General features: G+C 65.9%; 11 protein-coding genes. 2 read left to right on the top strand and 9 right to left on the bottom strand.

The window, feature by feature from the left end; translation table 11 throughout:
- Window positions 1–20: 20 nt before the first annotated feature.
- The gene (locus BDI24065_RS04550) at window positions 21–263 is read right to left on the bottom strand and encodes an MbtH family protein (RefSeq protein WP_021163602.1); all 243 of its coding nucleotides are present in this window, start codon (window positions 261–263) and stop codon (window positions 21–23) included.
- Window positions 264–349: 86 nt separating this feature from the next.
- Window positions 350–1,006, bottom strand: coding sequence for an RNA polymerase factor sigma-70 (locus tag BDI24065_RS04545; protein ID WP_175030179.1), 657 nt, complete (start codon window positions 1,004–1,006; stop codon window positions 350–352).
- Between the two features lie 327 nt (window positions 1,007–1,333).
- Between BDI24065_RS04545 and BDI24065_RS04540 the strand changes: the two genes are divergently transcribed.
- Window positions 1,334–1,579, top strand: coding sequence for a hypothetical protein (locus tag BDI24065_RS04540; protein WP_175030178.1), 246 nt, complete (start codon window positions 1,334–1,336; stop codon window positions 1,577–1,579).
- A 47-nt stretch (window positions 1,580–1,626) separates the two neighbouring features.
- The gene (locus tag BDI24065_RS04535; protein ID WP_011351930.1) at window positions 1,627–1,764 is read left to right on the top strand and encodes an HHHH-motif protein; all 138 of its coding nucleotides are present in this window, start codon (window positions 1,627–1,629) and stop codon (window positions 1,762–1,764) included.
- A gap of 121 nt (window positions 1,765–1,885) precedes the next feature.
- On the opposite strand, the gene BDI24065_RS04530 is transcribed toward BDI24065_RS04535, so the two are convergent.
- The 7 genes from BDI24065_RS04530 to BDI24065_RS04500 form a co-directional block, all read right to left on the bottom strand.
- Complete coding sequence (locus BDI24065_RS04530) at window positions 1,886–2,917, bottom strand: fimbrial protein (protein ID WP_175030177.1); 1,032 nt, start codon at window positions 2,915–2,917, stop codon at window positions 1,886–1,888.
- The gene (locus BDI24065_RS04525) at window positions 2,914–3,660 is read right to left on the bottom strand and encodes a fimbrial biogenesis chaperone (RefSeq protein ID WP_175030176.1); all 747 of its coding nucleotides are present in this window, start codon (window positions 3,658–3,660) and stop codon (window positions 2,914–2,916) included. Before BDI24065_RS04525 ends, BDI24065_RS04530 begins: the two co-directional genes overlap by 4 nt.
- A 16-nt stretch (window positions 3,661–3,676) precedes the next feature.
- Window positions 3,677–6,130, bottom strand: coding sequence for a fimbria/pilus outer membrane usher protein (locus BDI24065_RS04520; protein ID WP_175030175.1), 2,454 nt, complete (start codon window positions 6,128–6,130; stop codon window positions 3,677–3,679).
- 117 nt (window positions 6,131–6,247) lie between these two features.
- Complete coding sequence (locus BDI24065_RS04515) at window positions 6,248–6,760, bottom strand: fimbrial protein (RefSeq protein ID WP_175030174.1); 513 nt, start codon at window positions 6,758–6,760, stop codon at window positions 6,248–6,250.
- A gap of 832 nt (window positions 6,761–7,592) precedes the next feature.
- Window positions 7,593–9,050, bottom strand: coding sequence for an efflux transporter outer membrane subunit (locus BDI24065_RS04510; RefSeq protein WP_175030173.1), 1,458 nt, complete (start codon window positions 9,048–9,050; stop codon window positions 7,593–7,595).
- Window positions 9,050–12,187: a multidrug efflux RND transporter permease subunit gene (locus BDI24065_RS04505; RefSeq protein WP_175030172.1), complete on the bottom strand. Its 3,138-nt coding sequence runs from the start codon at window positions 12,185–12,187 to the stop codon at window positions 9,050–9,052. The genes BDI24065_RS04510 and BDI24065_RS04505 overlap by 1 nt, the downstream gene beginning before the upstream one ends.
- 20 nt (window positions 12,188–12,207) lie before the next feature.
- Window positions 12,208–13,407: a MexX/AxyX family multidrug efflux RND transporter periplasmic adaptor subunit gene (locus BDI24065_RS04500; protein WP_175030171.1), complete on the bottom strand. Its 1,200-nt coding sequence runs from the start codon at window positions 13,405–13,407 to the stop codon at window positions 12,208–12,210.
- Between the last annotated feature and the right edge of the window lie 66 nt (window positions 13,408–13,473).

Below are 13,473 nucleotides of genomic sequence, written 5' to 3'. Positions count from 1 at the left end.
CCGGATCGCGGCGCAGCGGGTCACGACGCGCGCGATGCGCGCTCGCCGTCCATCGCGCGGCGCAGGCTCGCGGGGCGCATGTCGGTCCAGACGGTCTCGATGTGCGCGAGACAGTCGGCCTTCGGGCCGCTCACGCCGACCTCGCGCCAGCCGGCCGGCACGGGCCGGAACGTCGGCCAGATCGAATACTGTTCTTCGTCGTTGATGACGACCGTATAGACGAGGTCGTCGGTGTCGGCGGAAGGCGTCGTGGCTTGCGTCATGATCGGAAATCGCTGGGGCGGTTGAAGGTGGCGAAGCGGCGGTTTCGGCCGCTCCTGTCTGATAGACGATTGGCCGGCGCGGTTTTTTACCGGCGCCGTGCGCGGCCGCCCAGGAACACCGGGCACGCGACGCCGCGATGGCACGCGTCGAGGCATTCCGCGCAGTGGCGCTCCGCGTCGCGCACCATGAAATGCACGAGCGTCTGCGACACGTTCAGCGCGCGCGCCGCCGTCTGCAGCGTCTCCTCGCGCAGCCGCACCATCTCGAACGCCGCGCGGCTGCGCGCCGGCAGGTCGTCGAGCGCGGCCCACACGCGCCGCAGCGTATCGCGCGTCAGCAGCGCGGCTTCCGGCGTCGGCTCGGGCGACGGCACGTCGAAGCCGTCGTCCTCTTCCGTGTGATAGACGTTCTCGAGGCTTTGCCGGCGGCACGCATCGATCGACGCGTTGCGCACCATCCGCGTCACGTACGCGACCGGCTGGCGCACTGCATCCTGATTCGGGAATTCGACGAGTTTCACGAACACGTCGTGCACGACGTCCTCGGCGCGGCTCGCGCAGCCGACGAAGCCGCGCGCGACATTGACGAGCATCGCGCGATGCGAGATCAGCACGTCGAGCAACGCGCCCTGCGCACGGGGCTCCGCGGCACGGCGCACACGCGGCGGCCGATCGGGATAACTGCCGAGGAACGGGTTCGCCGCTGCCGCCGCCGGCCGGTCGAGCACTTCCGCCATCGCCATCGATCTGCTCCGTCAAATTCCGAGATAGCGCAATTTAACGTAAACGCAAATCATTCTCAATACGATTACGAAATGACCCTTTCGGTTGTCAGGATTTGTCTGAACAATCGGCGAAATCGTTGCTTTGGCAGATGGGACGCAAGCCGTCGGTCGCGGCACGGGGCCATTGGCGGATTCCGTCCGACCTGCACGGCTGTCGGTTGCACCGACACGATCTTTCACGGTTCTGACGAAACGCCTGCGCCTGCCATGGGCGGTAGCAACTTATTACCACGTGAAATTTTGAGGGCTCGTACGATCGACATGCCGTTTCCAAGGGAGAACAACATGAAATCCATCGTGTTATCCGCTGTCGTGATTGGTGCGCTGTCGAGCGTGATGCTCACCGGATGCGTCGCCTATCCTGGCCCGGCCGAAGTCACGATCGGCTGGCATGGCGATCGTTACTGGGACGGAAATCGCTATTGGGAGCGCCGCGACTGGGAGGCTCAGCACCCCGGCGGGCATGACGACCGCCGCGACGATCGCCGGGACGACCATCGCGACGATCAACGTCCGCCGCAGCAGTGGTGATGCCTTTCCCCTTCCCGTGACCCGCTATTCAACGACAGGACCTCAACATGAAGACGCTACTCAAGACCCTGACCGTCGCGGCGCTCGCCGCCGCCGTGCTCGTACCGGCGATCGCCGAAGCGCATCCGCACCGCGTGTGTCACTTCGATCATCACCATCACAAGATGTGCCGCTGGGTGCGCTGAGCATCGCGCAGCAGATGTGAAAAACGCCGGCTAGCCGGCGTTTTTTTCGTCTTACCGACTCTGCGGCAGCGACCTGCATCGAGCGAGCAACGCACGACCGGTTGGTGTCCGGCATACCGCGTCAATAGATGAACAATCGAATCGTCGCCGTCCCGTTGAACGGACCGATCTTCGGCGGCCCGAACGCCTTCAGCACGGCATCGAGCGTCACGCTCTGGTAGTTCACGCTTCCCGGCATCTGGGCGAGCACGAACTGTTCGTTGAACGCAATCGCCTTGCCGTTCCGGTCCTCGATACCGATGCCGAAATTGCTGTTGGAATCCGGTACCAGCAACCCGTTTCGCACCGTCTGCGACGTTTCGAGGTAGCCGTCCACACGCACCGCCACGTTGCATTGCTTGGTCAGCGCAAGACTGAACGATTTGCGCGGCACCGCAGGCATGAAACCGTTGCCCGTCGCCTGAACCTGGCCGAACTTCACGATGCCGGGTTCCGGTGTGACCTTCACATCGACGAGACAAGGCGTCGGTTTCAGGTTCCGCAGGCCGCTCAGCTTGTAGCGAAAGCTCGGATTGATGTAGTTCAGGCCGCCCCTGCCATCGAACTGGAACACCGCGTAGATGTCGGACGGCGGCTGCGACCAGTTGCCGCGCTTGCGCACCACGACCTGATAGGTGATGCTCAGCGGAAACTTTTCGCAACGCCCGGCCTTGACCTCCGCGTCACTCAATTTGCATTCCTCTACATAGGTTTTCGTCTGTACGCCATCCCCAGGCTGACTGCTGCGGCCGAAGTAATCTTCACCAAGATAGCGAATGCCGATCTCGAGCCCCCACGCAGCCGGGGTCTGCTTTTCAGGGTTCGCATAGAAATAGATCCATTCGCCGTAGGTCTTCTCCCTGCCGCCGAGATCCTTGTAGCAGTATCCCGTCGTCGTGCGCGGCGGCGACACCCAGATCACGTATCCATCCGGCGCATCGGTCGGATACGACGCAACATTGCCGATCGCTTCCGTCAGCGACACACCGCCGCTGTTTGCGATGCAGCGCACAGCCCACGCCGGCTGCGCCAGCGCAAAGAACAGCCCGATCACGCACCACTTGAGCCACGCGGGCATGCCCGACACGATTTCGTTTCGTCGCGTGCCGCTCATTTCTTCACGCTCTTGCAAGCACCGGCCTCACACGCATACTCGACCGCCACCTGGCCGCCGTAGTCGTCCACGTGCGTGACGAACAGCGTCGCCGGCGTCGCGGCCTTGAACGGCACGTCGGCCGTGCTCATCGGGCTCACCATCACCGGCTCCAGCGGCACATGCGTCTTCTGCGCACCCGAAGCCAGGTCGACGATCGTGATGTGATACGGCGTCGGATTGTCGAACACGAGCGTGTGCGCGGCCGAATCGACCCGCAACGTCATCGGCAGCGTCCAGTCCTCGTCGCGCGCCGGCTGCACGGCCTTCGGGCGATAGAACAGCTTCATCTGCGTATGCAGCGCGATCTGCAGCGTGTTCGGCGTATCCGTCTTCGGCGGCACTTCGCGGATATTCAGGTAGAACACCGACTCGCGATCGGCCGGCAGCTCGGTGCCCGGCAGCTTCGCGATCCGCAGCACGTTGCGCTCGTTCGCCTCGACGCGCTGCAGCGGCGGCACGACCATCAGCGGCGACGTGATCTTGTTGCCCTTCGCGTCCTCGAGCCACGACTGCACGAGATACGGGTACGTCGTGCTCTTGTTGGTGATCGTGACGACCGCGGCCTGTTCGCCTTCGTTGAAGATCACACGCGTGCGATCGGGAACGATCGCCGCCTGCGCGGCGCCCGCGAACAGCGCGCCGGCGGTCGCGAGCACGCACCATGCGCGCCGCGAAAAGGAAAGGGAGAAGGAATTTTTCATCGCTTGATCCGTGAATTCATCGTTCGACCCGTGCGGCCGCTGCATGCGACTCGCCGGGCGTCTGGCACGTCACCGGAATCGGCGTGCCTTCGAGTTGGAGCTGGTTCGGCAGCGTATCGATCGTGCAGAGCGTGCGTTCGCCCGCGCGCACCGCCAGCGTGGATTTCGGCTGAACCTGGGTCAGGAACGCCGCACCGCCCTCGCCGACGATGCCGAGCTCCTTGCCGTTCGCCGCGTCCTGCACCGACGCACCGAACGGCAGCGGCTTGCCGGCCGGGTCGGTCATCGTCAGGTACAGGTTGCTGCCGCGCGCGGCGGAAAATTTCACGAAGCCGATCGCGCCATCGGTCAGCACCATGCGCTGGATCGGGTTCGACACCTGCACTTCGAGCGGCAGCTTCTCGACGTTGACGGTCGCGTCGTACACGTTGTACGGCGAGATGCCGTCGAGCACCGCATAGCCGCGCGAATCGGTATGCGAGAGCGTGCCGGAAAGCGGCACGTCGGGCACGCCGTCGGTCGATACCAGCAGGCGCGTGTCGCCCGCATTGCCGTTCGCATGCGCCGACACGCCGTATTGCGTCGCGACGAACGAACCGTCGACTTCGAGCGATGCGGCCGCATACGCATTGGCGAGCGTCGACGCCTGCGCGGTCAGCTGATATGCCGACGAGCGCTGGCGGTAGCTCGCGTTCGCCGATGCGCGTCCGTCGGTCGCGCCCGCGTTGATCTGGTAGGTGCGGCCGGCCGGATCGTCGTAGATGTAGCCCGCGTTCACGCTCGTGCTGCCGCTGCCCGTCGTCAGGTTCGACGTGACCGTGTGGCGGCCGCCGATCGGCAACGTCGCGGTGACCGAGACCTGGTTGCCGCTTGCACCGGCGCTCTGCGTGCGGAAGGCCGACACGCTCACGTTCAGGTTGCGCAGCGTGCCGATCGAGAACGCCCGCGTGAGCGTAAGGCCGACGCGCTGCTCGTTCGCACGTTCCCAGTAGGTCGTCTGGTCGTAGGAAAAATAGGTCGACGTGTCGCCGAAACGCTTCGACAGCGTCGCCGAGTAGCGCTGCTTGCTGTTGGCGAGGCCGTACGCGGTCGGGTCGCCCGAGAACTGCGCGAAGTTCGTGTATTCGCGCTCGGAGAAGCGATAGCCGAAGAAGCGCACGTCGGCATCGAGCCCGTCGAAGTGCTTCGAATAGTTGATGCGGTACGAGTTGCCGTTGCGGGTCGCGCCGTTCCACCACAGCTTCGCCCGCGCATGCGTGACGTCGGCCGACAGCGCGCCGAACGCGCCGAAATCGCGGCCCACGCCGAGCGCGATCGACGTGTAGCCCGACGCGGCGATGAAACCGCCATACGCGGTGACGTCGAACGGCAGGCCGTACGCGATTTCACCGAAGCCGAAGAACGGCGTGATGCCGGCGCCGCCGAACAGCCGCGGCTTGCCGACGGCGGCCTTGTAGCGCAATTGCCCGGCGCGCGCGAGGAACGGCACGGCTGCCGTCGTCACCTGGAAGCGCTGTACGCTGCCGTCTTCTTCCTCGACCGCGACGTCGAGCGTGCCCTGCACGCTCGTATTGATGTTCTGCAGCGCGAAGGCGCCCGGCGACACGCGCGTCACGTACAACACGCGGCCCGCCTGCGACACGGTCACGGTCGCGTTGGTGCGTGCGACGCCCGCGATCAACGGCGCATAGCCGCGCAACGATGGCGGCAGCATGCGGTCGTCGCTGCGGATCGACGCGCCCGTCAGCGCGAACGTGTCGAAAATGTCCGAAGTCAGGTAGTCGTCGCCGAACGTCACCGTCGACTGGATCGACGGTAGCGCGCGAAATGCATAAAGCCGGCTGAAGCGGAACGTGCGGTCCGCGTAAGCCGTATTGCCCACGTTCGATTGCGCCTGGTAGTCGCCGCGAAAGCGCCATGCATCCCAGTTCGCGCCAACCGTCCCGTAGGCCTGGATCGAATTCGTCTGGCTGCCGCCCGTGCCGAAGTTGCGGTTCGTGTTCGCGATCACGCGATAGTCGAGCATCGCACCCGGAATCCCTTCGGACCAGCGCGACGGCGGCAGGTAGGTCGAGTCGGTGAACTCGAGCGCGGCCTGCGGAATCGTGATCTTGAGCCGCCCGTCGCTTTTCAGGTAACGCACGGTCGCCCCCTCGATCGCGCCGAGATCGACGCAACGTCCGCCCTGGAAGCGCGGCAGGTCCTTCGCGAGCGACGGCTTCAACCCGAACTGCGCGACGAGCTCCGGCGGCAGGCACGGTTTGCCCGCCCCCGACGTGTCGACGGCGATGAACTCGATTGCCTGCAGCCCGTAGAACAGGTCGTTGACCTGTACGTCGAGCATGTACTCGCCGGGCAGCGTGAAGTCCGCCTGCGAGAACTGCGACAGGTCGACGTTGTTCGAACCGTCGATGTTCAGGAACGACGAATTGAATTCCGTCGCATGGCTCTGGCTGCCGACAACCAGCACGGAGACGCAAAGGAAGGAATGTCTGATTCGCACGCGGCGCTACCGGAAGTCCAGGAAGGGGAAAAAGGAGGAAAGCGAACGAGGAAGGGTGCGCGCACCCTTCCCCGGTACGGCGGCTTACTGGTAGCGGACCGTGAAGTTCGCCACGCCTTCGGCGGTACCCGGCGTCACGCCGGCTGCGGTCGCTTCGTACATGGCCGCGAAACGCGCGACGTTCGTACCGTTCTGCAGCACGGTCGGTGCCTTCTGCTCGGCGCCGTTGTCGAGGTATTCGCCCGACGCTGCCTGCAGGCGGATGCCGACGTTGGTTGCCGAACCGATCGTCGCGAGCAGCTTCGGCTGGCCCGCGCTCGACGTGCCCGTGAACGTGAAGTACGCGTTCTGCGCGATGCTCGTGTCGCAGTCGGTCAGCTTGATGTCGAAGTTGGTCGGCGTGGACTTGTCGCCAGCCTGCTTGAACACGTTGGTCGGCACCTTGCCGAGGTTCACGGTCTGGTTGACCGAACCCGAATCGATGCCGCATGCGCCCGCGACGATCTCGCCCGTGAAGTTGATCGTGCCGGTGCCTGCTGCGAAGGCCGAGGTCGACAGGGCCGCGAGTGCGACAGCGGTCAGGAGGGATTTTTTCATGACGTTACCCGTAAGGAGTGCAAATGGAGTAGATGACGTGGCGGACACAAACGGCAGCGTGTGGTGGCTCCCGTCCGTCACGAGGCCGCATTATCGAGATAATCGTGAAAGTTTTCTGTAAATCATTGTCAAATGCTTCTGACAATGTCCGATTTACCCCTCTAAACCGACACTCTTTCCTGTCGATTTTCAATCCATCAATTTTTATCCGCAGTCCTTTTTTATTTTCCGGAAGCAATTGAAGATTAAAGATATTTTCGGTCGATAGCCAACACCACCCCGCTCCTCCTTACTGGCATTGGCTCCCGCAAAATCATTCGCGAAAAGGACAAAACATTGTCCAACGCCGCCATCGTTGCCAGACGACAACGCCAATATCAAATCATTTTCAACAAACAGGAAATTAACCAGCGATTCAATCAATTCAATTCTTTCGCGCAAACGATTGCGACATGAATACAAACGTTTTACTGCGACACTTTGCCGCCCTCATTATTTCCAATACATGGATTAATTCGATCGTCAATTCCGGATCGTAAATCGCACGCATGAGCGGTCGCCGGAGCCCGTCATCCGGGCCGCGTCGCAGGAGAGAAAGAAGGAAAAATGACCCGCACACGTTTGCGCGGAATGGCGACGCGAGCGGTCGCAAGACGAGGGCCGTTCCGGAACGCGCGCTTGCGCGTTGCTGCAGGATGAAAAACGTCCTGACCGACCTGTCGGTGGGGAAAGATATCGCTGGGACAGCGGTATGGATCGAAGGCAGCGGCGGCACGTCGAAGCGTACCGCCGCCGTCATGCCGCCCGACGCGCTTGCGTCAGGCGACGGGCATTACGCGGAAGCCGCGGCCTCCGCGGACGCCGGCGACCAGCCGCCGCCGAGCGCGCGGTACAGCGTGATCGCATTCGCGAGCCTGAGCTGCTTGAGGCGGATCAGCTCCTGCCCCGACTCGTACGTACTGCGCTGCGCGTCGAGCAGCTCGAGATACGTTGCCACACCGCCCGCGTAGCGGCGCTCCGCGAGCTTCAGCCGCGCGCCGTCGGCCGCATACACGTCCTGCTGCGCGGCAAGCTGGCGATCGATCCAGTCGCGCGCGGCGAATGCGTCGGCCACTTCGCGGAACGCGATCTGGATCGTCTTCTCGTAATCGGCAACCGCGATGTGCTTGCGCGCGTTCGCGACGTCGAGATTCGCGCGATTGCGTCCGCCCGCGAAGATCGGCAGCGTGATGCGCGGCGCGAACGTCCACACGCTCGTGCCGCCGGTGAACAGGCTCGAGAACGCATCGCTGACCGAACCATAGTCGCTCGTCAGCGTGATGCGCGGGAAAAACGCCGCGCGCGCGGCGCCGATCTGCGCATTGGCGGCCTTGAGTCGCGCCTCCGCCTGCCGGATGTCCGGCCGCCGTTCGAGCAGCGCACTCGGTGCGCCGGGCGCCACGGGTGCGATCGACAACGTGTCGAGCGCGGTCATGTCGTCGGGCACGTTGCGCGCGAAATCGCCCGCGAGCAACTGCAGCGCCCGCACGGACTGCGCATGCTCGCGCTGCAGCGCGGCCTGCGACGCGCGCGCGGATGCCACCAGCATCTCGGCCGAGCGCAGCTCGATCGCGTCGCTCGTGCCGGCCGCATAGCGGCGCTGCGTGAGCGCGGCCATGCGTTCGCGTGCATCGAACGTACGCTGCGCCAGCGCGAGCTGCTCGTGCAGCGAGCGCTCCGATACGTACGTGCCGGCCACGTCTGCGATCACGCCGATGCGAACCGTGCGTTGCGCGTCGGCCGTCGCGAAATATTCGGCGAGTGCGGCGTCGGACAAACTGCGCACGCGGCCGAACAGGTCGAGCTCGTACGCGCTGATGCCGACACCCGCGCGATACAGCCCGCTGATCGCACTCTGGCGGACGACCGGGTCGTACTGGCGCACGCGTTCGTAGCCGAGATTCGCATCGACCGACGGCATCAGGTCCGCACGCTGCACACCGTACAGCGCGCGCGCTTCCTCGAGCCGGCCGGCCGCGACCCGCAGGTCGCGGTTGTTCGCGAGCGCCGCATCGATCCATCCCTGCAGCGCGGCATCGGTAAAGTAGGTACGCCAGTCGTCGAGCAGCGCGACGTCGGCGGGCGACACCTCGGCCGCCGGTACGGCACTCCCATCGACCGGCACATAGGTAGCCGGCACCGGCGCCGCCGGCCGCTCGTAACGCGGCGCGAGCGTGCAGCCGGCCAGCGCGAGCGCGGCGGCCAGCGCAACCTGGACCCGCAGCGCCGCGCGTGCATTCAGCGCAAACATTATTGAGAACCCTCCATCGTCGCCGGCTGTGCGCCGCCGCGCCGGCGCGGGCCGACGTCGAACAGGCGGCCGACGATCACGAAAAACAGCGGGACGAGGAACACCGCGAGCACGGTCGCCGTGATCACGCCGCCCAGCACGCCGGTGCCGATCGCCATCTGCGCGCCGGACGCGGCGCCCGATGCGAACGCGAGCGGCAGCACGCCGACGCCGAACGCGAGCGACGTCATCACGATCGGCCGCAACCGCAGGCGCGCGGCCTCGAGCGCGGCATCGACGAGCGACTTGCCCTGCGCAACCAGGTCCTTCGCGACTTCGACGATCAGGATCGCGTTCTTCGCGGACAGCCCGATCGTCGCGATCAGCCCCACCTTGAAATAGATGTCGTTCGGCATCATCCGCAGCGTGACGCCGAGCACCGCGCCGATCACGCCGAGCGGCACGACCAGCATCACCGCGAACGGAATCGACCAGCTCTCGTAGAGCGCCGCGAGCGCGAGGAACACGACGAGCACCGACAACGCGAACAGCATCGGCGCCTGCGCACCCGACAGCCGCTCCTCGAACGACTGCCCCGACCACGCGTAGCCGGTACCGGCCGGCAGTTTCCCGGCGAGCCGCTCGATCGCGGCCATCGCCTCGCCGCTGCTGTGGCCTGCCGCGGCCGAGCCGTTGATCGTGAACGACGGAAAGCCGTTGTAGCGCGTGAGCTGCGGCGGCCCGAGCGTCCAGTGCAACGTCGTGAACGCCGCGAGCGGCACCATCTCGCCGCGCGCATTGCGCACGCGCAGCTTCTTCACGTCATCCGGATCGAGCCGGTGCAGCCCGTCGGCCTGCACGATCACGCGCCGCACCTGCGTGCCGTGCATGAAGTCGCCGATATAGTCGGAGCCGAACATCACCGCGAGCGTCGTGTTGATCTCGTCCATCGACACGCCGAGCGCGGACGCCTTCGCGCGATCGATGTCGAGCTTCAGTTGCGGCGCGTCCTGCGTGCCGGCGAACATCAGGTCGGTCAGCGCCGGATCCTGGCGGCCCGTCGCGAGCAGTTGCTCGCGCGCGGCGCTGAACGTCGCGTAGTCGAGCCCGCCGCGATTTTGCAGCCGGAAGTCGAAGCCGCTCGACGAGCCGAGATCGGGCAGCGCCGGCGAGTTCATCGCGAACACCGTCGTGTTCGGCGTGCCCGCGAAGCGCTCGTTGATGCGCGCGACGATCGCCTGCACGTGATCGTGCTCGGACTTGCGCTCCTTCCAGTTCTTCAGCGTGACGAAGATCATCCCGCCGTTCGGCCCTTCGCCGTACAGGTTGAAACCGCCGAGCGCGAACGTATACGCGGCCGGTTCGTCCTTGCGGATGTACGACTCGACTTCCTGCACGCTCTGCATCGTTTCCGCGAGCGGCGTGCCTTGCGGGCGGATCACCATCACCATGAAGTTGCCCTGGTCCTCGTCCGGCAGGAACGCGGTCGGCAGTTGCGTGAGCATCACCCCCGCAGCCGCGGTCAGCGCGCCGTACACGACGAGCCAGCGCACCGGCTTCTTCAGCATCGTGCCGACGCGCGTCGCGTAGCGCTCAGTCGAGCGCGCGACGAAGCGGTTGAACCAGCCGAAGAAGCCGCGCTTCTCGTGATGGCCGCCGGACACCGGCTTGAGCAGCGTCGCACACAGCGCGGGCGTCAGCGACAGTGCGAGGAAAGCCGAGAAGCCGATCGACACCGCGAGCGACAGCGCGAACTGCCGGTAGATGTTGCCCACCGCGCCGCCGAAGAACGCCATCGGCAGGAACACCGACGTCAGCACCACGGTGATCCCGATGATCGCGCCGCTGATCTGCTTCATCGCCTTGACGGTTGCGTCGTAGGGCCCGAGCCCCTCCTCGACCATCAGCCGCTCGACGTTCTCGACCACGACGATCGCGTCGTCGACGAGAATGCCGATCGCGAGCACCATCCCGAACATCGTCAGCACGTTGATCGAGAAGCCCGCCGCATACATCACGCCGAACGTGCCCGCGAGCGCGACCGGCACGACGAGCGTCGGGATCAGCGTCGCCCGCAGATTCTGCATGAACAGGAACATCACGAGGAACACGAGCACGCCGGCCTCGATCAGCGTCGTGACGACCTTGTTCATCGACACGCGCACGAACGACGACGTCTCGTACGGGATCTGGTACTTCACGCCCGGCGGGAAATACGCGGACAGCTCGTCCATCGTCGCGCGCACGCGCTTCTCGGTGGAGACCGCGTTCGAGCCCGGCGCGAGCTTGATGCCCATCCCGGTCGCGACCTTGCCGTTCACGTACGACGGGTAGTTGTAGTCGTTGCCGCCGAACTCGACGCGTGCGACGTCGCGCAGATACAGCGCGGAGCCGTCGGCCTGCGTGCGCAGCGCGATCGCCCCGAAATCGGCGGGCGTCTTCAGCGGCGCATCGGCGAACACGGTCGCCGCGATCGGCGCGCTGGCCGGCACCGCGGCGCGGCCGATGTCGCCGATCGTCACGCGCGCGTTGTGTGCGCGCACCGCCGACGCGATATCCGACGCGGTGAGGCCGTGCCCGGCCATCTTCACCGGGTCGGGCCAGATCCGCATCGCATATTCGGCGCCCCAGAACTGCACGCGGCCGACGCCGTCGACGCGGCGCAGCGCCTGCACGACGTTCGCCGACGCGTACTCGCCGAGCTGCACGTCGGTCATCCGCCCGTCGTCGGACGTCAGCGACACGACGAGCTGGATGTTGTCGGCGGCCTTCTCGACCTGGATGCCGTTGCGCCGCACCGGTTCGGGCAGCCGCGCATCGACCGTCTTCAGCCGGTTCTGCACTTCGACGGCCGCGAGATCGGCGTTCACGCCCTGCTTGAACGTCAGGTACAGCGACGCCATCCCGGCGCTGCTGGTGGCCGACGTATACATCAGCCCCGGCGCGCCGTTCATTTCTCGCTCGATCAGCGCGGTCACCGATTCCTCGACGACCTGCGCGGACGCGCCCGGGTACGTCGCATAGATGCTGACGACCGGTGGCGCGATGTCCGGGTACTGTGCAACGGGTAGCGAGCGGATCGCGAATGCGCCGCCCAGCATGATGAAGATTGCGATCACCCACGCGAAGACGGGGCGATCGATGAAGAAACGTGCCATGGTGGTGTGGTGTTAACCAGTCAGGTTTGACGGGCGGCCGCCTGCGAAGCGGCCGCTGCCGGCACCGCCTTCGACCGCGGCGCCTGCTCGACGGGCTTGACGGCCGTATCGGGCGCGAACTGTGCGGCGTTGTCGACGATCACGCGCTCGCCGCCCGCGAGGCCGCGCGTGATGCGCCAGTCACGGCCGCTCATCTGGTCGGCTGCGACCTCGACGTCCTTGACCTTGCCGTTCGTGCCGACGACGCGCACCGACGTGCGGTCGGCCGTGCGCAGCAGCGCATCGCGCGGCACGAGGATCGCGCGCTGGTCGACCGCCGTATCGAGCGCGATCCGCACATACGCGCCCGGCAGCAGCTCGCGCTCCGGATTCGGGAACAGCGCGCGCATCGCGACGGTGTCGGTGGTCGGATCGACCGCGAGATCGCTGAACAGCAGCTTGCCCTTCAGCGGATACGCGGTGCCGTCGGCGCGCAGCAGCGTCACCGCGATGTCGTGCTGCGCAATGCCCGTCGCCCGCCCGCTCTTCACTGCGCGGCGCAGCGCGTCGACGTCGGCGGCCGGCTGCGAGAAGTTCACGTAGATCGGATCGAGCTGCTCGACGGTCGTGAGCGGCGTCGCCTCGTTCTGGCCGACCAGCGCGCCTTCGGTCACGAGTGCGCGCCGTGCGCGGCCCGCGATCGGCGCGGTGACGGTCGCATAGTCGAGCTGCAACTGCGCCCGCGCGAGTTCCGCCTTCGCGGACGCAACGTCGGCCTTCGCCTGCGTGTCGGCCGCGACCGCCTCGGTGTGATCGCGTTCGCTCACCGCGCGGTCGCGCACGAGATCGTCGTAACGGCGGCGCTTGTCGCTCGCCGCGAGCGCGGCGGCCTGCGCCTTCGCAAGCGCACCCTGCGCGGCGTCGCGCGCGGCCTTCAGCGGTGCGGGATCGATGCGAAACAGCACCGCGCCCTGCTTCACTTCCTGGCCTTCCTCATAGGTGCGTGCGGTCACGATGCCCGCGACCCGCGCGCGCACTTCCGCCTGCCGGTATGCGTCGAGCCGGCCCGGCAATTCGACGGTCATCGGCACGGCCGTCGGGCGCACCGTCACGACCGTCGCCTGTTTCGCGGCCTCCGGCGCGGCGTCCTTGTCGCCCTTTCCACACCCGGCCAGGGCCAGCACGGCCGCCAGCGCGAACGGCGCCAGACGGTGGCGCAACAGGGAGCGATTGTTGTTCATATGTGACCTCGGATCGTTCGCCACCGATAAAATGCGGCGGCTCAGGGTGGCCGATTATAATCAGTC

This window comes from Burkholderia lata (genome assembly GCF_902499025.1).
In the GTDB taxonomy this organism is placed as follows: Bacteria; Pseudomonadota; Gammaproteobacteria; order Burkholderiales; family Burkholderiaceae; genus Burkholderia; species Burkholderia lata_C.
The sequence above is the reverse complement of the archived record's forward strand: the minus strand, read 5'-3'. Positions and strand labels throughout refer to the sequence as shown.

Coding starts and splice junctions, on each gene's coding strand:
- BDI24065_RS04550 (WP_021163602.1), bottom strand. CDS start 263: ATGACGCAAGCCACGACGCCTTCCGCCGACACCGACGACCTCGTCTAT.
- BDI24065_RS04545 (WP_175030179.1), bottom strand. CDS start 1,006: ATGGCGATGGCGGAAGTGCTCGACCGGCCGGCGGCGGCAGCGGCGAAC.
- BDI24065_RS04540 (WP_175030178.1), top strand. CDS start 1,334: ATGAAATCCATCGTGTTATCCGCTGTCGTGATTGGTGCGCTGTCGAGC.
- BDI24065_RS04535 (WP_011351930.1), top strand. CDS start 1,627: ATGAAGACGCTACTCAAGACCCTGACCGTCGCGGCGCTCGCCGCCGCC.
- BDI24065_RS04530 (WP_175030177.1), bottom strand. CDS start 2,917: ATGAGCGGCACGCGACGAAACGAAATCGTGTCGGGCATGCCCGCGTGG.
- BDI24065_RS04525 (WP_175030176.1), bottom strand. CDS start 3,660: ATGAAAAATTCCTTCTCCCTTTCCTTTTCGCGGCGCGCATGGTGCGTG.
- BDI24065_RS04515 (WP_175030174.1), bottom strand. CDS start 6,760: ATGAAAAAATCCCTCCTGACCGCTGTCGCACTCGCGGCCCTGTCGACC.
- BDI24065_RS04510 (WP_175030173.1), bottom strand. CDS start 9,050: ATGTTTGCGCTGAATGCACGCGCGGCGCTGCGGGTCCAGGTTGCGCTG.
- BDI24065_RS04505 (WP_175030172.1), bottom strand. CDS start 12,187: ATGGCACGTTTCTTCATCGATCGCCCCGTCTTCGCGTGGGTGATCGCA.
- BDI24065_RS04500 (WP_175030171.1), bottom strand. CDS start 13,407: ATGAACAACAATCGCTCCCTGTTGCGCCACCGTCTGGCGCCGTTCGCG.